A 19,277-nucleotide genomic window follows, 5' to 3' on the forward strand; every position below is an offset into this window, starting at 1 on the left:
CCCTTACCTCCCCCACCCCCTCGCCCCCTCTCCCGCCCCGCGATCTTGCACTTTCTGCGGCGACAAATCGGGGCTCAAGGGGCATTACGTCAACCGAAAGTGCAAGATCGACGAGCAGGACGAGGGCGAGCAGGACGAGGGTGGGTAGACGCGACGGCGGGCGCCCCGTGCGGGGCGCCCGTCGTCGTGTGCGGGTCAGTTCTGTGCGGCCGCGTCGCTGGCGGTGAGGCGGTCCGGGGTGGCGTCCAGGCTGGAGATCCAGCCGGTGACGTCGCGGGCCACGTCCTGGGCGGTCAGGCCCAGGTCGGCGAGGATCTGCGCGCGGGTGCCGTGCGGGTGCCACTCGGCCGGCACACCCAGGTCCTTGAGCGGCACCCGGACGTCGGCGTCCCGCATCGCCTGGGCGAGCGCGTCACCCACACCGCCGACCCGGACACCGTCCTCGACGCTGACCACGAGCCGGTGGCGGGCGGCCAGGTCGACCAGCTCCGCCGGGACCGGACGCACCCAGCGCGGGTCCACGACGGTGACCCCGTAGCCCTGCTCGGCGACCCGGGCGGCCACCTCCATGCCCAGTTGGCCGAAGGAGCCGACGGCGACGAGCAGCACGTCGGTACGGGCGGACTCGGCCAGCACGTCGACCGGGCCGACCCGGCGCAGCGCCGGCAGGTCCGCGGCGACGGTGCCGGTCGGGAACCGCACCACTGTCGGGCCGTCGTCGACGGCCAGCGCCTCGCGCAGCTCCTCGCGCAGGGTGGCGGCGTCGCGGGGTGCGGCGATCCGCAGCCCCGGCACCACACCGAAGACCGACATGTCCCAGATGCCGTAGTGGCTGGGGCCGTCCGGGCCGGTGATGCCCGCCCGGTCCAGCACGAAGGTCACCGGCAGCTTGTGCATCGCCACGTCCAGCAGGACCTGGTCGAAGGCGCGGTTGAGGAAGGTGGCGTAGACAGCGACCACCGGGTGCAGCCCGCCGAGCGCCAACCCGGCCGCCGAGGTGGCGGCGTGCTGCTCGGCGATGCCCACGTCGTACACCCGCTCGGGGTACTTGCGGGCCAGCTTGGCGATGCCGGTCGGCTCGGCCATCGCGGCGGTGATGCCCACCACGTCCGGACGCTCGTCGGCGACGGCGAGCAGCTCGTCGGCGAAGACGTGCGTCCACTTCACCGCCGGGGCGGCCAGCAGCGCGCCGGTCTCCACGTCGAAGGCGCCGCCGGGGCCGTGCAGGCAGTCCGCCTCGTCCTCCTCGGCCGGGCGGTAGCCGTACCCCTTGCGGGTGACGGCGTGCACGATCACCGGGCCGCCGAAGTTCTTGGCCGCGCGCAGAGCCGCCTCGACCGCCGCCACGTCGTGCCCGTCCACCGGGCCCACGTACTTGATGCCGAGGTCCTCGAACATGGCCTGCGGGGCGACCGCGTCCTTGATGCCCTTCTTGACGGCGTGCAGCACCTCGTACATCGGCTTGCCGACCAGCGGGGTGGAGCCGAGGGCGTCCTTGACGGTGTCGAGGACCTTCTCGTAGCCGGGGTTGAGGCGCAGTGAGGAGAGGTGGTCGGCCAGGCCGCCGATGGTCGGCGAGTACGACCGGCCGTTGTCGTTGACCACGATGACCAGCGAGTTGCCGGCGGTGGCGATGTTGTTCAGCGCCTCCCAGCACATGCCGCCGGTCAGGGCGCCGTCGCCGACCACCGCCACCACGCTGCGCGCCTCGCCCCGCAGGGCGTACGCCTTGGCCAGGCCGTCGGCGTAGGAGAGCGCGGTGGAGGCGTGCGAGTTCTCGATGAGGTCGTGCTCGCTCTCGGCCTGGCTGGGGTAGCCGGAGAGGCCACCGCGCTGGCGGAGCTTGTCGAAGCCGGCCTGACGCCCGGTAATGATCTTGTGTACGTACGCCTGGTGGCCGGTGTCGAACAGGAGCCGGTCCCGGGGGGAGTCGAAGACGCGATGCATGGCGAGCGTCAGCTCGACCACACCGAGGTTGGGCCCGACGTGCCCGCCGGTACGGGACACCTTGGTGATCAGGAAGTCCCGGATCTCGGCGGCGAGGACGTCCAGCTCCTCGCCGGACATCCGCTTGACGTCCTGCGGACCGCGAACCGTCCCCAGCAGCCGGCCGTGGTTGGCCGTGTCCTCTTCAACACTCATGACCGGAGAGTCTATCGGCCGCCCGGTACTCCGCAGCTCGGCCCGAGCCCCGGCCACCCCGGCCGGGCGGGGAGTTGGCGGCTGAGCAACCGGTCAGGCGCCGGCCGGCGATCCTCGGGTGGCCGGCGACACTCCCGCTCAGGCCGGCGCCTGACCGGCAGCCCGACCTGCTCGACGTGCTGGGTCATCGGGAAGAGGTCGAAGCCCCGCAGCGCCGCCAGCCGCCACCCGAGGTCGGCGAAGGTGCGCACGTCCCGGGCGAACGCCGCCGGGTCGCAGGCCACGTACGCGACAGCCCGGGGGCCGGCGGCGGCCAACGCGCGGACGACCGGGGCGCCGGCCCCGGAGCGCGGAGGGTCGAGCACCACCACGTCGACCGGGCCGGTTATCCGTCGGCGGGCCAGCGCGGTCTCCACCCGGGCCGCGACCACCTCGACGGTGGGCAGGTCGGCGAGGTTCTCCCGGGCGGCGGTGACACCCTGCGCCGCCGCTTCGACAAGCGTCACCCGCCCGGTCGCGCCGACCCGTGCGGCCAGCCCGGCGGCGAACAGCCCCGCACCGCCGTAGAGGTCCCAGGCGGTCTCGCCCGGCTGCGGGTCCAGCATCTCCAGCACCGCGGTGGCGAGGGTGTCCGCCGCGGCCGGGTGCACCTGCCAGAACGCGGACGCGGGCAGCGTCCAGTCCCGTCCGGCGGCGACCTCGCGGACCTCGGTCGGGCCACTGACCGGGGTGGGCACCCCGTCGCGCAGCTCGGTGACTGTCACGTCCCCTCCGGTGCTGGCGACGGTCTCCACCGCCTCGGCGGCCGGCCAGCGCGCGCCGGTGGGGGTGAGCACCGGCAGCTCCTGGATGGCCGGGTGGGCGATCCGGCACCTGTCGATCGGCACCACCTCGTGCGAGCGGTGCTTGAGCAGTCCGGCCCGGTCCGCGCCGTCGACCGCGTAACGGACCCGGGAGCGCCAACCCAGCAGCCCGCCGGGCAGCGCCTCGACCCGGACGCCGAGCCGGTCCAGTTCGACGTCGGTCAGCCCGCCGAGGCGGACCAGCTGTTCGCGCACCACGGCCGTCTTCCAGGCCAGCTGTGCGGCCGGGGCGACGTGTTGAAGGTCGCAGCCACCGCAGGCGCCCGGCTTCGCGTACGGGCAGGGTGGCTCGACCCGGTCCGGTGAGGGGTCCAGCACTGTCACCGCGTCGGCCCGGACGAACCCCTTGTGCACCTCGGTGACCTCGGCGATGACCCGCTCACCCGGCAGCGCGTGCCGGACGAAGACCACCTGCCCGTCCACCCGGGCCACACAGTGCCCGCCCGGGGCGACCGCGTCGACGGTCAGCTCGACCCGGTCCGCCTCGGCCAGGCCCCGCTCCAGGGCCGAGGAACCCGACGCCGACGGCGTCCGAGGTGTCGCGGTCCGACTGCCCGGCTCAGTCACTGGTGTTCCCCCTCGTCGCACTACCTCCGCGCTGCTCACCCTCGCCGGACGGCGCGGCGACCACCGGCGGCACGGCGACCGGCGGCGGGACGGTGCTGCGCGGCCCGCGCGCCGGGGTCCGGGACAGCGTGGCGTCCAGCCGGTCCAGGTTCTTGCTCGCCGTCGACGCGAGCTGCCACGGCACGCTGACCACCATCACCCCCGGTTCGAAGAGCAGCCGGCCCTTGAGGCGCAGCGCGCTCTGGTTGTGCAGCAGGTTCTCCCACCACCGGCCGACCACGTACTCCGGAATGAACACGGTGACCACGTCGCGGGGCGACTTGCGGCGGGTGGAGGCGACGAAGTCCAGGATCGGCCGGGTGATCTCCCGGTACGGCGAGTCGACAACGGTGAGCGGGATCGCCATCTCCCGGCGCTCCCAGTCGGCCTGCAGGTCCCGGGTGTCCGACTCGTCGACGTTGACGGTCACCGCGGTCAGCGTGTCCGGTCGGGTGGCGCGGGCGTAGGCGATGGCCCGCAGCGTCGGCTGGTGCAGCTTGCTGACCAGCACGATCGCGTGGTTGCGGGCGGGCAGCACGGCGCGGCCCTCATCCGGCGGCGTCAGCTCCACGGCGATCCGGTCGTAGTGCCGGCGGATGGCCAGCATCAACACGTAGATCACCGCCATCGCGGCGATCGCGATCCACGCGCCGAGCAGGAACTTGGTGATCAGGACGATCACCAACACCGCGCCGGTCAGGCCCGCGCCGAACGTGTTGATGGCCCGCGACCGGTGCATCCGGCGGCGCGCCTCCGGGTCCCGCTCGGTACGCAGGTGCCGGTTCCAGTGCCGGATCATGCCGGCCTGGGAGACGGTGAACGAGACGAACACCCCGACGATGTAGAGCTGGATGAGTCGGGTCACCTCGGCCTGGAAGCCGACGATCAGCACGATCGCGAAGAGGGCCAGGAAGACAATGCCGTTGGAGAACGCCAGCCGGTCACCCCGGGTGTGGAACTGCCGGGGCAGGTAGCGGTCCTGGGCGAGGATCGAGCCGAGCACCGGGAACCCGTTGAACGCGGTGTTGGCGGCCAGGAACAGGATGAGGGCGGTCATCCCGGCCACCACGTAGAGCAGGATCGACCCGGACCCGAAGACCGTCTCGCCGAGCTGGGTGGTGACCGTCTTCTGCACGTACCCCTCGGGGCCGGCGACGATCTGCAGGCCCGGATCCTCGACGAACTGCAGGTGGGTCAGACGGGCCAGCCAGATGATGCCGACCAGCATGCTCACCGAGATGCTGCCGAGCAGCAGCAGGGTGGTGGCGGCGTTGCGGCTCTTCGGCGCCTTGAACGCGGGCACCCCGTTGGAGATCGCCTCCACGCCGGTGAGCGCGGCGGCGCCCGAGCTGAACGTCCGCAGCAGCAGGAAGATGAGCGCGAAACCGGTCACACTGTGCTCGGCCTGGATGACCAGGTCGGCGCTCGGCGCGCGGAGCTCGTCACCCAGCACGAAGACCCGGAACAGCCCGGTGAGCAGCATCCCGCCCATCACGATGACGAAGCCGTAGGTGGGGATGGCGAACGCGGTGCCCGACTCGCGCAGACCGCGCAGGTTGACCGCGCTCAGCAGGACCACCGCGCTCACCGCGATCAGGACCTTGTGGGTGGCCACGAACGGCACGACCGAGCCCAGGTTGGCCACCCCGGAGGAGACCGACACCGCCACCGTGAGCACGTAGTCGACGAGCAACGCGCTGGCCACCCCGACGCCGAACTTCGGACCCAGGTTGACGGTGGCCACCTCGTAGTCACCACCACCGGACGGGTAGGCGTGCACGTTCTGCCGGTAGCTGGCCACCACGGTGAGCATGACCACGACCACGGCCAGGGCGATCCACGGCGAGAAGACGTACGCGGAGGCACCGGCGATGGACAGGGTCAACAGGATCTCGTCGGGCGCGTACGCGACGCTGGACAGCGCGTCGGAGGCGAAGACGGGAAGCGCGATGCGCTTCGGCAGGAGGGTGTGCTGCAGCCGGTCGGACCGGAACGGTCGACCGAGCAGAAGCCGCTTCAGCAGCGAGGTGGGACTGGCCACGAACGCCAAGGGTACGACCACCACGGCGGGGGCGCGGGGGTGGGCGATCACGGCCGCTCAGCACGGCGGGGTACGGTCGGTCCCCGCTCGCGACCGGGACGTGGCAGGCTCGCACTCGGAAGGCCACCGGCAGCGGGAGTGGTGCGCACCTTGGGAGGGACAGCGTGCACGTCGTGATCATGGGGTGTGGTCGGGTCGGGTCGACCCTCGCCCACAGCCTGGAGTCCCGAGGGCACTCGGTGTCGGTGATCGACCAGGACGCCGACGCCTTCCGCCGGCTCGGCCCCGACTTCGCCGGGATCACGGTGACCGGTGCCGGTTTCGACGGCGAGGTGCTCCGGCAGGCCGGCATCGAACGCGCTGACGCCTTCGCGGCGGTGTCGAGCGGCGACAACTCCAACATCATCTCGGCCCGGCTGGCCCGCGAGACGTTCGGCGTGTCCCGGGTCGCCGCCCGCATCTACGACCAGCGCCGGGCACAGGTCTACGAGCGGCTGGGCATCCCCACCGTGGCGACGGTGCGGTGGACGGCGGACCGGATGCTGCGACACCTGGTGCCGGAGGGCAACGTGGAGATCTTCCGCGACCCCACGAGCACCGTGTCGATCGTCGAGGTGCCGGTGCACAAGGACTGGATCGGTCGACCGGTGCGGACCCTGGAGGAGGCGGCCGGAGCGCGGGTGGCCTACCTGATCCGCTTCGGCATCGGCACGCTGCCCACCGGCTCCACCGTCCTGCAAGAGGGTGACCAGGTGTTCATGCTGGTCAGCGACGACATCGTGGCGACGGTCACGTCGGTGGCGGCGACGGCGCCGGAAGGAGGGCACTGACCATGCGAGTCGCCATCGCTGGCGCGGGCAACGTGGGCCGCTCGATCGCCCAGGAGTTGATCGACAACGGCCACCAGGTGATGCTGATCGAGCGCCAGCCCAAGATGCTGCGCCCGGACCGGGTGCCGGACGCCGAGTGGGTGCTGGCCGACGCGTGCGAGCTGACCAGCCTGGAGGAGGCCGACGTCGCCGGGTGCGACGTCGTGGTCGCGGCGACCGGCGACGACAAGACCAACCTGGTGCTGTCGCTGTTGGCCAAGACCGAGTTCGCGGTGCCCCGGGTGGTCGCCCGGGTCAACCGGGCCGAGAACGAGTGGCTGTTCACCGAGCAGTGGGGCGTGGACGTCGCGGTGAGCAAGCCGCGGGTGATGGCCGCACTGGTCGAGGAGGCGGTCACCGTCGGCGACCTGGTCCGGCTGATGACCTTCCGGCAGGGTGAAGCGAACCTGGTCGAGATCACCCTGCCGCCGACCGCCCCGTACGTGGGTCAACCGATCCACGCGGTGCCGCTGCCCCGTGACTCCGCGCTGGTGGCGATCCTGCGCGGCAAGCGGGTCCTGGTGCCGAGCCCGGACGACCCGATCGAGGCCGGCGACGAGCTGATCTTCGTCTGCACCGCCGAGGTGGAGGACGACGTCCGCGCGGTGATCCTCGGGGCGGACAGCGTCGAACGGACCCGCGGCTCCCGCTGACCGCAGGGCCGCAGTGAGCGGCCGGGTGGCCCGGCCTCGCTCAGGCGCTGGGCAGCGGGGCCGGCGACGACTCCCGGGTGACCCGGCGAACCGTCCAGACCGTGATCAGCAGCAGCAGCGCGTACGGCGGGTAGCCCAGCGCCAGCCGGGCCACACCCAGCGCGGTGTCCTGGTGGGCCAGGTAGAGCCCGGCCTGCACGCCCACCTTGGCCAGCCAGACCACACCCCAGAGCACTGTCAGCTGGGTGAAGGTGCGGACCAGCTTCGGGTCGCTGCGCCACTCCGAACGGCCCTTGGCGACCAGCACCGACCAGATCCAGCCCACCAGCGGCTGCCGGATCGCGGCCGAGATCAGCAGGGCCACGCCGTACCCGATGCCGTAGAGGATGCCGGGGAGGTAGAAGTCACGTTCGTTGCCGGTGCGCCACGCGATGGCCGCGCCGACACCGACACCGAAGAGCCCGTTGACGGCGTGCCGGACGGGCCGGCGTTGGGCCAACCGCACCCCGGCGATCAGCACCGCGACGGAGACCGAGGCGATCACCGCCGGCCGCAGTTCGCCGATGATGTTGGCGAGGACGAAGACGACGACCGGGATGCTGGACTCGACCAACCCGCGCCAGCCGCCGAGCTGGTCGGCCATCTGCTCGGCGATCGTCGGCAGCCGCTCCTCGTCCTGAGGGCCCGTCTCGGGCTGTGCCGCCCGGTCCTGTCCCGTCGTCATCGCCGGCCTTTCGTCCGCAGTGTCGTCACTTGGGCGAGTCCAGCTCGTAGTAGGGGTTGTAGATGACCTTGCGGTCGTCGCGCACCGCCACCCGGCCACGGGCGGTCAGGTGCCGGCCCGGCTCGATCCCGGCGATGTGCCGCCGACCCAGCCAGACGAGAGTGACCACGTCACTGCCGTCGTACAGGTCGGCCTCAAGGGTGGGCAGGTTGGTGCGCGGGGTGTAGACCACGGTGCGCAACCGACCGGCGACCGAGACCATCTGCCCCCGGGAGCACTGCTGGGCGGGGATCCCGCCACACTCGGCGCTCTCCCGACGCAGCTCCTGCGCCTCGATCTCGGCCTCGCTGGCGGTGAACCTCTGCAGGATGCGCCGCAGCGACACCCGGCTCTCGTCGGCCGTCATGACCTCCGCGTCACCCTCTCCACGCTCGCCGTTCCCGGCCGGCCCCGGCGGCGCCGGAACCGTCCCGCCAGCGTACGCCGACGGGGCTGGTTCCGGCGGGCCGGTGCGCGCGGGTCAGACCTGACGCGGTGCGGCGGCGGCGTCGTCCGCCTCGGCCGCGGCCTGGTCGGCGACCTCCCGGGGCAACCGCAGCGGCAGCGGCTCGCGGACCGGCTTCGCCTCCTGCCCACGGTCGACCACCAGGCCGTCCAGGCACTCGACGAGCGGCCCGCCCAGGGCCGGGTCGGTGGCCACCGGGCCCTGGAACACGCCACGGACCATCCAGCGCGGCCCGTCGATTCCGACGAACCGCAGGTTCGTGGTGCCGTCCGGGGTACGCACCTGGGCGTGCAGCTCCGGGCCGTACTCGCCGGCGACCTCCTGCGCGCTCGCGCCGTCGCGGAGCAGCGACTGCCGGATCTCCTCGCGCACCTCGTCCCAGATCCCCTCGGACCGGGGGGCGGCGAAGACGCCCAGCTGGAGCGCGTTGTCGCCGTGCACCAGCACCACCTGCTGGATCACACCCTGCGGGTCGGCCTGCACCCGCACCTCGACGTCGGCGATCGCCGGGATGTGCAGGCTGCCGAGGTCGAGGCGCTGCACGTCGTCGTAGCTCTCGGAAATGTCGTACGGGCCGCGCTCCAGCGTCGGCGCCGCATCGCCCTGGTCCGGGACCTGGGTAACCCGCTCGTCACGGGTCTGCCGCTCGGCGTCGGCCCGCTTTCGGGAGAAGATCACTGCGCCTGCCCTCCGCTGTTCACACTCACCCTGCCACCTCTTCCGTCTGCCCGCGGCCCGGCTCGCTCGGCCGCCGCTCGATCCGGTCCTGACCCGTCGGCGACGGCACCAGCCCGGCGTGCCCACCGGTGGACCCGTGCCCACCGGTCCCACGCCGGGACGCGGGCAGCTCGACCACCGGCTCGAACCGCGCCCGTGCGACCTGCTGGACCACGAGCTGCGCGATCCGGTCGCCGCGGGAGATCTTCGCCGGCACATCCCGATCATGATTGATCAGGTTGACCAGGATCTCACCCCGGTAGCCGGCGTCGACCGTACCGGGCGCGTTGAGCACCGTCACGCCGAGCCTGGCCGCCAGACCGGAGCGCGGATGGACCAGGCCCACGTACCCCTCGGGCAGCGCGATGGCCACCCCGGTGGGCACCAGGGCACGACCACCGGGCGGCAGCTCCACGTCCGCGGCCGCCACCAGGTCGGCCCCGGCGTCGCCGGGATGGGCGTACGTGGGCAGCGGCAGCTCGCTGTCGAGCAGCTGCACGGGCACGGGTACGACGTCGGTCACGGGTCCCCTCTTCCGTCCGGTTCGCGGGGTGACCCTGCCATCCTGCCGGTTCGTCGCGCCGCCGTGCGCCGTACCCTCGCAGGAGTGAGCATGTCGTCCTCCCCGTCCGCCGATCAGCCGCCCGTCGCCGCCCGTGCGGCGTACGCCGAGCGGCTGGATCTGCCCTGGTGGCTGTGGCTGGCCGGGCTGGTGGCCGCCGCGTTGCTGGCCGTCGAGATCTGGATGGGCGCCTCCGGCGTCCGCGCCTGGCTGCCGTTCGTCGTGCTGGTGCCGCTCACCGCGGCCGGGCTGTGGTGGCTGGGCCGGATCCGGGTCGGGGTGGCCGATGGCGAGCTGCGGGTGGACGACGCCCGCCTGCCGGTACGTTTCGTGGCCGACGTGGTGCCGCTGGACGTGGCCGGCCGACGTGAGGTGCTCGGCGTCGGCGCGGACCCGCTCGCCTTCGTGGTACAGCGACCATGGATCGGTGGCGCCGTGCAGGTGATCCTCAACGATCCGGCGGACCCGACCCCGTTCTGGGTGGTCAGCACCCGCCACCCGGTCGAGCTGGCCGAGGCGGTGCTGGCCGCGCGGGACGCGCTGGCGCTCCCCGGTCCGACGGCGCGCGAGCCGGGCTGATCCGACGGCCGGAAGGCCCGTTCAGCCGGACGGCCAAGGCCCGCTCAGCTGCCGGCCTGGACGGCCAAGGCCCGCTCAGGTGCCGGTCGGCGGACCCGGCAGGGCAGCCGGCGGCGCGGGCCGGGCGATGCCCCGCCGTCGCAGGTCCAGCTGGAGCTGCTCGGCCATCTGCTGGGTGGCCCGCCGGTTGAGGAAGCTGGCCACCGCCGCACCGGTCAGGAACGGTCCGAGCGTGGTGAGGTTGCGACCGAACCGCCGCAGCAGCATCTCCCGCAGCTCCTTGCGGGCCGCGGTGCCGAGCACCGCGCCCACTCCCACGCCGGGCACCATCGGGTTGACGCCGCGCTGGGTGGCCCAGGAGTGCACCAGGGCGACCGCCCGTTGGGTGCCGGCGTCCGGCAGCGCCACACCGTGCAGCTCGTGCAGCTCGCCGACCAGTTTCAGCTCCACCGCCACCACGGCGACGGTCTCGGCGGCGAGCAGCACCGGGGCGGAGAGCAGGGTCGGTGCGACCGTCCACTCGACGGCGGCGACGCCCCCTCCGGCCGCGCCGATCGCGGCAGTGGTCCGGGACGCGTTGCGGACGAGCCGGTCGGCGATGGCACCGTCGTCCAGACCGGGAAAATGCCGACGCAGGGTGTCCAGGTCCCGTACCGGGACGTGCGGGGCGATCTCGGCGACTGTGTCGACCATCCACCGCACTGCGGCACGCGGCTTGAACAGGTCGGAGATGCCTCGTGCGCGGGCCTGCCCGACCATCCGGGTCAGCAGTTGGCGGCGACGGGCCGGCTCGATGTCGTCAGCTGTCAACGCCGCGACGGTGGCACCAAGGTCGCTCGCGCCGCCGTCAGTACCGAGGCCGCTCGCACCGCCGTCGGCGCCAGGATCACCCGCGCCACCAGGGGCCCTGACGTCACTCGCACCACCGGTGGCGCCGAGGCCGTCCGTGCCGCCATCGGTGGTGCCGCCTCGATCGCTCATCGGACCTCCCGGTGCTGTGGCTACCCGCTACGAGTCAAGCAGGTACCCACCGCTGACGCATGCCTACACCGGCAGCGGCGGCCCCGTTCCGGAGGCCGCCGCCGTGTCGTGGTTGTCAGACGCACTCGCGGCAGATCAGCTCGCCGTTGCGCTCGACCGCCAGCTGGCTACGGTGGTGGACCAGGAAGCAGCGGGCGCACCTGAACTCGTCCTGCTGCATCGGAAGCACCTTGACCGTGAGCTCCTCGTCGGCCAGATCGGCACCGGGCAGCTCGAAGCTCTCGGCCACCTCGGCCTCGTCGACATCCACCGCGCCCGACTGTGAGTCGACGCGCCGTGCCTTGAGCTCTTCCAGGCTGTCCTCGCCGAGGTCGACCTCGTCGCGACGCGGGGCGTCGTAGTCGGTGGCCATCGGTTTCACTCTCCCATATCGATGTTGTCGCTTCCGGTTGTAACGCCGGACGACGCTGTTTCGGTTCCGCTGGCCGGCCACCACTTGTGTCGGGCACCCGACCCGAGGACCGAACGGGTCGAGCTCGCTGGGGCGACTCCCCTGCGAGCGCGGAACCTTACCCCCCCTTGGGCGAGGCATGTATACCGCCCTTGCGGCTGAGATGTACGCCCCCGCACGCGAAGTTGTTCCCAATGTGATTCAGGCGACACGAAGATAGGGGTAGTAGTACCCGGTTCGCGGTCGCCGCGCCGGCATGTCGGGCTGTTTCCACGCGACGGCCGGACAACCGTTAACCTCAGCGGCGTATTCGACGGCCGGCGGCCTGAGCGATCGTTCCTGGCCGTCACCACCCACCTGAGGTTCGGGGAGTGCCCTGATGAGTTTTGCGCGCGTGCGAGCACTCGTCGTCGTCGGCCTGTTGGCGGTCATCGCCCTGGTCTTCGTCGTCGTCGCCGTGGTCCGCGACAGCCAGGGCAACGCGGGCACCGCGGCGGGTTGCCCCGAGGGTTGGCCACTGGCGGATCTGACCCTGCGCGAGCGCAAGGACGTCAAGATCAACGTATTCAACGCCACGGACCAGCCCGGCCTCGCCCACACCGTCGCCGACGAGTTCAGCAACCGACAGTTCCAGGTCAAGAAGACCGGGAACGAAAAGAAGGTCGACAGCGTCGCGGTGCTGCGGTTCGGCCCGAAGGGCGTCGGTTCCGCGCACCTGCTCCAGGCGTACTTCCTCAACAACGCCGTGCCGGGCTACGACCCGAAGCGCACCGACGACACCGTGGACGTGGTGCTGGGCAACCGCTTCCAGCAGCTCGCCACCACGACCGAGGTCAACCAGTCCCTCGGCGACTCGGGCCCGCCGGTGGCGCCCAAGGGCTCCTGCCCGTCCCCACCCGCCAAGTGACGGCGTAACCGCCCCGGCGTCAGGGACCGCCGGACGCGTCCAGGGCGGCCAGCCGATCGTGCAGCGGCGCGAAGAGCGCGGGCGGGGCCGCGACCACCAGGTCCGGCCCGGGCGGTCGACCGGCCAGGCCGGCGACCCGAACCCCCGCCTCGGCGGCCACCAGCCCGCCCGCCGCCAGGTCCCAGGCCGCAAGACCCTTCTCGAAGTACGCGTCGAGCCGCCCCTCGGCGACCAGGCAGAGGTCCAGCGCGGCGGCGCCGAGCCGACGGATGTCCCGCACGTGTGCGATCAGCCCGGCCACCACCCGCGCCTGGTGCGCCCGGCGGGCGGCGTCGTAGCCGAAGCCGGTGCCGACCAGCGCCTGCCCCAGGTCGACCTCGGCGGAGCAGCGCAGCCGGACGCCGTCGCGCCAGGCACCGCCGCCGGCCGTGGCGGTCCACTCCTCGCCGGTGCTCACGTTGCGCACGACGCCGGCGACCACCACCCCGTCCACCTCGGCAGCCAGCGAGACCGCCGAGTGCGGCAGCCCGTACAGGTAGTTCACGGTGCCGTCGATCGGGTCGACGATCCAGCGCACCCCGCTGCGCCCCGCGTCGGAGGTCCCCTCGCCGTACTCCTCGCCGAGCACCGAGTCGTCCGGGCGGAGCGCGGCCAGCGCGTCGAGGATCTGCCGCTCCACCGCCCGGTCGGCGGCGGTGACCACGTCGGTGACGGTGCTCTTGGTGGCGGCCACGACGACCCCCTCGGCGCGCATCCGGTACGCGGTGTCCGCCGCGTCCCGGGCGACCTCCAGCGCGATGGCCAGCAGCTCCGACGGCGGCGTAGCCGAGTTGGTCATGATTCGCCTCTTTCCGCACGCCGGGTGCAGGTGGGTGGAACTGGCGACCCGGCTTCCGAAGATCATCGTTCCCCACGCGGTGCGACGGCACCAGACCGGGATGTTTGCGCAGGGCATCCCCCTGCGGGGCCACCTGGCCCACAGGCGCGGACTGACCGGGCCAACCTCAGCAAATATGCCCCTTTAGGTTGGTAATGTCGCTTAAGTGCTTACCGCCCCGTCCGTGCTCAGCTCGCAACCGTTGCCCAACCGCGACCTGGTGGGGCCACCACCGGCCAGGCCGCCGGTGGTCCCGGTGATCCCCGCCGGCACCCTCGCCACCACGTACCCGCTGCTCAGGCGGCGGTTCGGACACGATCTGCGCACCGCCGGGCTCGACGACGGGCGCCCTTCGCCGGCCACGCGGCTATCATTACCGCGAAGCCAACATCTCCGCCGCGCTGACGGTCCCCACCGGCGGTACGCGGTGCGGAGCAGGATGATCGCCGCAGACGGCGTTACAATTCACCCCTGCCCACGCGGCACGGACCGCCGATCACCGGCCGGACCGTGACACGGGGGTCCCTCAACCACATCGCCCGGCACGGTAACCCTCGCTGCGCTGGACGAACACGCCGTGCCCGCTCTTCGCCTCCGGAAGGTCATTCGTGACAGAACCCCGCCAGCCCGGCGCCGACGTTCGCTCGCTCACCGACACCCTGATCGCCCACGCGCAGAGCGCCGGTGGCCAGCTCACGTCGGCCCAGCTCGCGCGCACCGTCGAGTCCGCCGAGGTGACTCCGGCCCAGGCCAAGAAGATCCTGCGGGCGCTCTCCGAGGCGGGAGTGACCGTCGTGGTGGACGGCTCGGCGAGCACCCGTCGCCGCGTCGCCGCGGCCCGCTCGACCACGCCGGCGTCCCGGGCCACCACCGCCAAGACCACCAAGAAGGCAGCCGCGCCGGCCCCGAAGCAGGCGCCCGCCGCCGACGACGCCCCGTCGACGCCGGGCCCGCGCAAGGTGGCCGCCCGCAAGGCGACCGGCACCGCCGCCGAGGCCGCCGCGGCGACGCCGGCGAAGGCGACCCGGTCGACCCGAGCCACCAAGGCGACGGTGGCAGCGGCTGCCGGAGCCAAGCCGACCAAGGCCGCCGGCAAGGCCAAGGGCGAGGGCGCCGAGGGCGAGATCGACCCGGAGGAGCTGGCCGCCGCGATCGAGGATGTGGTGGTCGAGGAGCCGGCCGAGCTGGCCCAGGCCGCCGAGACCGACGCCGCCGCCTCGGCGACCGACAACGACTTCGAGTGGGACGACGAGGAGTCCGAGGCCCTCAAGCAGGCGCGACGTGACGCCGAGCTGACCGCCTCCGCCGACTCCGTGCGGGCGTACCTGAAGCAGATCGGCAAGGTTCCGCTGCTCAACGCCGAGCAGGAGGTGGAACTGGCCAAGCGGATCGAGGCCGGGCTCTACGCCGCCGAGCGGCTGCGGGCCGCCGACGAGGGCGAGGAGAAGCTCGTCCGGGAGATGGTCCGTGACCTGGGCTGGATCTCCCGGGACGGCGAGCGGGCCAAGAACCACCTCCTGGAGGCGAACCTCCGACTGGTGGTGTCGCTGGCCAAGCGCTACACCGGCCGTGGCATGGCCTTCCTCGACCTGATCCAGGAGGGCAACCTCGGCCTGATCCGGGCGGTCGAGAAGTTCGACTACACCAAGGGCTACAAGTTCTCCACGTACGCCACCTGGTGGATCCGACAGGCCATCACCCGAGCAATGGCCGATCAGGCCCGTACCATCCGCATCCCGGTGCACATGGTCGAGGTCATCAACAAGCTCGGCCGCATACAGCGTGAGCTGCTCCAGGATCTGGGCCGCGAGCCCACTCCGGAGGAGCTAGCCAAGGAGATGGACATCACACCCGAGAAGGTGCTGGAGATCCAGCAGTACGCTCGGGAGCCCATTTCACTGGACCAGACCATCGGCGACGAGGGCGACAGCCAGCTCGGCGACTTCATCGAGGATTCCGAGGCCGTGGTTGCGGTCGACGCGGTTTCCTTCTCGCTCCTGCAGGACCAGCTCCAGCAGGTGCTGCAGACGCTCTCCGAGCGTGAGGCGGGTGTGGTACGTCTGCGCTTCGGCCTGACCGACGGCCAGCCTCGGACGCTCGACGAGATCGGCCAGGTCTACGGGGTGACCCGGGAGCGGATCCGGCAGATCGAGTCCAAGACGATGTCGAAGCTGCGTCACCCGTCCCGGTCGCAGGTCCTCAGGGATTACCTGGACTGAGCGGGTTTCGTCAACCCAACGTGTCGTTTTGACCACCTGGTGTGCAACACCAGATGGTGATCGTCCGGATGCACGAATGTGATCGTTGACGTGGCACCCTGGGTGCACGGCACACTGTCCCTTCCAGGTGTGACCTCGGTCCCCCGCGGGCACACAGGGAAGGCAGTGCCTAGTAAGGGTGTTGCACGATAGGTGAGCAACGACCGAAGAGATTGTTCATCGGTGACGACCAGAGGAGGAAGGCGATGACCCCGACCCTCACGCCGCCGCCCGAGACGGTGGCGCCCCCAGCCGCCGATGAACGGTGCGACCGCTGCAATGCTGCCGGGAAGCTCCGGATCACTCTGGCGGGTGGGAGCGAGCTGGTGTTCTGCGGGCACCACGCGAACAAGTACGCGGAGGATCTCGTGAAGATCACCGAGCGGTTCGCTACGGAGCCCGATTTCAGCTGGCGTGGCGCCGATCTGATGGCGAACTAAATCCGCAAACCGACATAGCCGGCCGGAGGCACCCCGAGGGTGCCTCCGGCCGGCTTTTCGGTCCAAACGTGCGTCGGGCATCCGCGCCGCCTCGGGCAGGCGATCCTCAGCGGCGGCAGGGCACGGTGATCCACTCGGTTTCACGGAAGTCGCGCTGTCCACCTCGCGCGGACACCGCGTTTTTCAGGAAACCGAGTTGATCAAGCAGCCAGCCCGGCCCGGCCCCAGCCAGCCCAGCCCGGCCCGGCGCCTGCCCGGCGGCCGGCGCGCTAGAGGGTCTGCACGGTGGCGATGCGTTCCTCGAGCTGCTCGATGGTGGCCTGGGCGCTCGGCGGGCCGCCGCAGAGCCGGCGCAGTTCGGCATGGATCTTGCCGTGCGGCTGGCCGGTGCGGTGGTGTCGGGCGGCCACGAGGGCGTTCAGTTGGCGCCGGAGCGCCACCCGACGCTGGGCGGCGCTCATGGGTGCCGGCGGCGCCGCGGTGGGCGCAGCGGCCGGCTCAGCGGCCCTGTCGGCCGTACGACGGCGTTGGGCGGCGAGCTGTGCGGCCTGCCGCTTGGTCAGCAGCAGCGACACCTGGTCGGCGGTGAGCAGGCCGGGCAGGCCGAGGTACTCCTCCTCCTCGGGGGTGCCGGCCTGGGCCGCGGTACCGAACGACGCGCCGTCGAAGATCACCTGGTCCAGCTCGGCGGTGGCCGAGAGCGCCGCGAACCGCTTCTCCAACTCCCCGCTGGCCTGGTCGTCGCGCTGCGCACGTTCCAGCAGGTCGTCGTCGAAACCGTCGGCTTCCTTGGGTTTGCCGAGGACGTGGTCGCGCTCGGTCTCCATCTCGCTGGCCAACCCGAGCAGGTGCGGCACGCTGGGCAGGAAGACCGACGCGGTCTCCCCCGGCCGGCGGGCCCGCACGAAACGGCCGATCGCCTGGGCGAAGTAGAGCGGCGTACTGGCACTCGTGGCATAGACCCCGACCGCCAGTCGCGGGATGTCGACCCCCTCGGACACCATCCGCACCGCGACCAGCCAGCGCTGGTCGGACGCCGCGAACGTCGCGATCCGGGCGGACGCGCCCTGGTCGTCGGAGAGCACCACGGCGGCCTTCTCGCCGGTCACCTGCTCGATCAGCTTGGCGTACGAGCGGGCGGTCTGCTGGTCGGTGGCGATGATCAGACCACCGGCGTCGGCCATGCCGGCGTTGCGCAGCACGGTGAGTCGGGCGTCGGCGGCCCGCAGCACCTGCGGCATCCAGTCACCGGCCGGGTCCAGGGCGGTACGCCACGCCTGCGCCACCAGGTCCTGGGTCATCGGCTCACCCAGGCGCGCCGCCAGCTCCTCCCCCGCGTTGGTACGCCAGCGGGTCTCCCCGGAGTACGCCAGGAAGAGCACCGGCCGGACCACGCCGTCGCGCAGGGCGTCGGAGTAGCCGTACACCGAGTCGGCGCGGGAACGCAGGAGCCCGTCCCCGCCCCGCTCGTAGCTGACGAACGGGATCGGGTTGTCGTCGGAGCGGAACGGCGTCCCGGTGAGCATCAACCGGCGTACGGCGGGTTCGAAGGCGGCCTTCACCCCGTCGCCCCAGGACCGGGAGTCGCCGGCGTGGTGGATCTCGTCGAGGATGACCAGGGTGCGCCGGGTCATGGTGCGCCGCCGGTGCACCTGCGGCGCCATGCCCACCTGGGCGTAGGTGACCACCGCGCCGTGGAAGTCGGCGGCGGAGTGCAGGTCGGCGTTACGGAAGGCGGCGTCGAGCTGGATGCCCACCCGCGCCGCGGCTTCGGACCACTGGTTCTTCAGGTGCTCGGTGGGCGCGACCACGGTGACCGCCTCGACGGTGCCGTCGCCGAGCAGTTCCGCAGCGATCCGCAGGGCGAAGGTGGTCTTGCCGGCGCCCGGCGTGGCGACCGCCGTGAAATCCTCGCTGCGCCGCCGCAGGTACTCCACCAGGGCCTTGCGCTGCCAGGCGCGAAGTGCCGGGAACGTCTCAAGCACCGGCGTCCGGGCTGCCACGCGAAGCTCCTCTCCGACCGCACGACGGCGGACCCCGGGCGAGGGCCACGAGTATCCGCCGCCCATGAAAACGCCTCCGCGCAGAAGCTGCCGCGAAGGCCGACTCAGCATAACCAGCGCGGGCGGTGCGGCCCAGGCGACGCCACGCTGGTCACATCTCTCGACCGCCTCACCACTCCCGGTCGGTGCGCGGATCCGCCCCGTCGGCGCGCGGCGGGCGCAGCCGGGCCACCGGCGCGGACCAGCGTCGACGCAGCGCGATCAGGCGCAGCCCGAAGACCAGGACGGCGGCGGCGGTGAGCGGTGCGGGTCCGGTCTGCCCGGTGGCGTACAGCAGCACCACCAGGATCGCGCCGGCCAGCGCGGCCAGCGCGTAGATCTCGCGGCGCAGCACGACCGGGATCTCGGCGGTGAGCAGGTCCCGGCCGAGCCCGCCGCCGATAGCGGCGAGCATGCCGATCAGGCAGGCTCCGACCGCCGGCACCCGGGCGTCGAGCGCCTTGAGCGTGCCGGTGACGGTGAACAGCGCCAGACCGGCCGCGTCCAGCACCAGCACTGTCGTCCGCAGTCGGGTCAGCTGGGGGTGCAGCCAGAAGACGGCGAGCGCGGTGATCGCGGCGGTGGCCGCGTACCGCCAGTCGGCGAAGGCCAGCGGTGGCACCTCGTCGATGACCAGGTCCCGCAGGATTCCACCGCCGAGGGCGGCCACGAAGCCGACGAACGCGATGCCGAACAGGTCCAGTCGCTTGGCCACCGCCGCCGAGGCCCCGGAGGCGGCGAACACCGCCACCCCGGTCAGGTCGGCGACGAGCAGGGCGGTGGAGGTGGTCACCGCCGCAGGCTACGTCGCCGGCCGGAGCGCCGGCCGAGGTTCACTCGCGGTACGAGTCGTAGATCTCCTTGCACTTCGGGCAGACCGGGGAACCGGGCTTGGCCGCCTTGGTGACCGGGAAGGTCTCGCCGCACAGAGCGACGACGAAAGTGCCCATGACGGCGCTCTCGGCGATCTTCTCCTTGCGGACGTAGTGGAACATCTCGGGACCGGTGTCGGCGTCCTTCAGCTCTGGACGCTCGAGAACCTCTGTGCTCACGTCTGCAC

At 72.0% G+C, this 19,277-nt stretch carries 18 protein-coding genes and 1 pseudogene; 6 read left to right on the forward strand and 13 right to left on the reverse strand.

Features of this window, described 5'->3' with window-relative positions; translation table 11 throughout:
* Positions 1–195: 195 nt before the first annotated feature.
* From dxs to KBX26_RS26575, 3 genes and pseudogenes are all read right to left on the reverse strand, one after another.
* A complete protein-coding gene (dxs, locus tag KBX26_RS26565; protein WP_210866650.1) occupies positions 196–2,142 on the reverse strand; it encodes a 1-deoxy-D-xylulose-5-phosphate synthase in 1,947 nt (648 codons plus the stop codon).
* Positions 2,143–2,300: 158 nt separating this feature from the next.
* Positions 2,301–3,509, reverse strand: a pseudogene (locus KBX26_RS26570) (class I SAM-dependent RNA methyltransferase); the annotation flags it as partial.
* A gap of 55 nt (positions 3,510–3,564) precedes the next feature.
* A complete protein-coding gene (locus KBX26_RS26575) occupies positions 3,565–5,652 on the reverse strand; it encodes an APC family permease (RefSeq protein ID WP_210866651.1) in 2,088 nt (695 codons plus the stop codon).
* Between the two features lie 164 nt (positions 5,653–5,816).
* On the opposite strand from KBX26_RS26575, the gene KBX26_RS26580 reads away from it, so the two are divergent.
* A complete protein-coding gene (locus KBX26_RS26580; protein WP_030337451.1) occupies positions 5,817–6,482 on the forward strand; it encodes a TrkA family potassium uptake protein in 666 nt (221 codons plus the stop codon).
* A gap of 2 nt (positions 6,483–6,484) precedes the next feature.
* Positions 6,485–7,174: a TrkA family potassium uptake protein gene (locus KBX26_RS26585; RefSeq protein WP_030337449.1), complete on the forward strand. Its 690-nt coding sequence runs from the start codon at positions 6,485–6,487 to the stop codon at positions 7,172–7,174.
* Positions 7,175–7,214: 40 nt separating this feature from the next.
* Here the strand turns inward: KBX26_RS26585 and KBX26_RS26590 are convergent, their stop codons facing one another.
* The 4 genes from KBX26_RS26590 to dut form a co-directional block, all read right to left on the reverse strand.
* Complete coding sequence (locus KBX26_RS26590) at positions 7,215–7,898, reverse strand: DUF3159 domain-containing protein (RefSeq protein ID WP_030337448.1); 684 nt, start codon at positions 7,896–7,898, stop codon at positions 7,215–7,217.
* A 25-nt stretch (positions 7,899–7,923) separates the two neighbouring features.
* Positions 7,924–8,304 (reverse strand): OB-fold nucleic acid binding domain-containing protein, encoded by a 381-nt coding sequence (locus KBX26_RS26595; RefSeq protein WP_030337446.1) that lies wholly within the window; start codon positions 8,302–8,304, stop codon positions 7,924–7,926.
* Positions 8,305–8,418: 114 nt separating this feature from the next.
* The gene (locus KBX26_RS26600) at positions 8,419–9,081 is read right to left on the reverse strand and encodes a DUF3710 domain-containing protein (RefSeq protein ID WP_030337444.1); all 663 of its coding nucleotides are present in this window, start codon (positions 9,079–9,081) and stop codon (positions 8,419–8,421) included.
* A 25-nt stretch (positions 9,082–9,106) separates the two neighbouring features.
* Positions 9,107–9,643: a dUTP diphosphatase gene (gene dut / locus KBX26_RS26605; RefSeq protein ID WP_210862625.1), complete on the reverse strand. Its 537-nt coding sequence runs from the start codon at positions 9,641–9,643 to the stop codon at positions 9,107–9,109.
* Between the two features lie 84 nt (positions 9,644–9,727).
* On the opposite strand from dut, the gene KBX26_RS26610 reads away from it, so the two are divergent.
* Positions 9,728–10,261, forward strand: coding sequence for a DUF3093 domain-containing protein (locus KBX26_RS26610; RefSeq protein ID WP_374224331.1), 534 nt, complete (start codon positions 9,728–9,730; stop codon positions 10,259–10,261).
* 75 nt (positions 10,262–10,336) lie between these two features.
* On the opposite strand, the gene KBX26_RS26615 is transcribed toward KBX26_RS26610, so the two are convergent.
* Both KBX26_RS26615 and KBX26_RS26620 read right to left on the reverse strand, forming a co-directional pair.
* Entirely contained in the window at positions 10,337–11,242 is a 906-nt protein-coding gene (locus KBX26_RS26615) for a hypothetical protein (protein ID WP_247676355.1), read from the reverse strand.
* 115 nt (positions 11,243–11,357) lie between these two features.
* Positions 11,358–11,654, reverse strand: coding sequence for a DUF4193 domain-containing protein (locus KBX26_RS26620; protein WP_007075406.1), 297 nt, complete (start codon positions 11,652–11,654; stop codon positions 11,358–11,360).
* Positions 11,655–12,087: 433 nt separating this feature from the next.
* Between KBX26_RS26620 and KBX26_RS26625 the strand changes: the two genes are divergently transcribed.
* A complete protein-coding gene (locus KBX26_RS26625; protein WP_030337437.1) occupies positions 12,088–12,600 on the forward strand; it encodes a LytR C-terminal domain-containing protein in 513 nt (170 codons plus the stop codon).
* Positions 12,601–12,619: 19 nt separating this feature from the next.
* Here the strand turns inward: KBX26_RS26625 and KBX26_RS26630 are convergent, their stop codons facing one another.
* A complete protein-coding gene (locus tag KBX26_RS26630; RefSeq protein WP_210861505.1) occupies positions 12,620–13,438 on the reverse strand; it encodes an inositol monophosphatase family protein in 819 nt (272 codons plus the stop codon).
* 647 nt (positions 13,439–14,085) lie between these two features.
* On the opposite strand from KBX26_RS26630, the gene KBX26_RS26635 reads away from it, so the two are divergent.
* Both KBX26_RS26635 and KBX26_RS26640 read left to right on the forward strand, forming a co-directional pair.
* On the forward strand, positions 14,086–15,696 hold the full coding sequence (locus KBX26_RS26635) for an RNA polymerase sigma factor (protein ID WP_030337433.1): 1,611 nt from the start codon (positions 14,086–14,088) through the stop codon (positions 15,694–15,696).
* 245 nt (positions 15,697–15,941) lie between these two features.
* Positions 15,942–16,175, forward strand: a complete 234-nt coding sequence (locus tag KBX26_RS26640; protein WP_030337431.1) for a hypothetical protein — start codon at positions 15,942–15,944, stop codon at positions 16,173–16,175.
* Between the two features lie 269 nt (positions 16,176–16,444).
* Here KBX26_RS26640 and KBX26_RS26645 read toward each other — a convergent pair whose 3' ends face one another.
* The 3 genes from KBX26_RS26645 to KBX26_RS26655 form a co-directional block, all read right to left on the reverse strand.
* Entirely contained in the window at positions 16,445–18,178 is a 1,734-nt protein-coding gene (locus KBX26_RS26645) for a DEAD/DEAH box helicase (protein ID WP_210866652.1), read from the reverse strand.
* A gap of 169 nt (positions 18,179–18,347) precedes the next feature.
* Positions 18,348–19,010: a trimeric intracellular cation channel family protein gene (locus KBX26_RS26650; RefSeq protein ID WP_030337428.1), complete on the reverse strand. Its 663-nt coding sequence runs from the start codon at positions 19,008–19,010 to the stop codon at positions 18,348–18,350.
* A gap of 40 nt (positions 19,011–19,050) precedes the next feature.
* Positions 19,051–19,269 carry a DUF3039 domain-containing protein gene (locus tag KBX26_RS26655; RefSeq protein WP_007456912.1) on the reverse strand — a complete coding sequence of 73 codons (219 nt, stop codon included), beginning with the start codon at positions 19,267–19,269 and terminating at the stop codon, positions 19,051–19,053.
* Positions 19,270–19,277 lie beyond the last annotated feature (8 nt).

The organism is Micromonospora sp. C97 (assembly GCF_018070385.1).
In the GTDB taxonomy this organism is placed as follows: domain Bacteria; phylum Actinomycetota; class Actinomycetes; order Mycobacteriales; family Micromonosporaceae; genus Micromonospora; species Micromonospora parva.

What these genes read in the sequence shown, in the direction of transcription:
- KBX26_RS26640 (WP_030337431.1), top strand. Translation starts at nt 15,942, where the DNA reads ATGACCCCGACCCTCACGCCGCCGCCCGAGACGGTGGCGCCCCCAGCC.
- KBX26_RS26620 (WP_007075406.1), bottom strand. Translation starts at nt 11,654, where the DNA reads ATGGCCACCGACTACGACGCCCCGCGTCGCGACGAGGTCGACCTCGGC.
- KBX26_RS26595 (WP_030337446.1), bottom strand. Translation starts at nt 8,304, where the DNA reads ATGACGGCCGACGAGAGCCGGGTGTCGCTGCGGCGCATCCTGCAGAGG.
- KBX26_RS26590 (WP_030337448.1), bottom strand. Translation starts at nt 7,898, where the DNA reads ATGACGACGGGACAGGACCGGGCGGCACAGCCCGAGACGGGCCCTCAG.
- KBX26_RS26630 (WP_210861505.1), bottom strand. Translation starts at nt 13,438, where the DNA reads ATGACCAACTCGGCTACGCCGCCGTCGGAGCTGCTGGCCATCGCGCTG.
- dxs (WP_210866650.1), bottom strand. Translation starts at nt 2,142, where the DNA reads ATGAGTGTTGAAGAGGACACGGCCAACCACGGCCGGCTGCTGGGGACG.
- KBX26_RS26585 (WP_030337449.1), top strand. Translation starts at nt 6,485, where the DNA reads ATGCGAGTCGCCATCGCTGGCGCGGGCAACGTGGGCCGCTCGATCGCC.
- KBX26_RS26615 (WP_247676355.1), bottom strand. Translation starts at nt 11,242, where the DNA reads ATGAGCGATCGAGGCGGCACCACCGATGGCGGCACGGACGGCCTCGGC.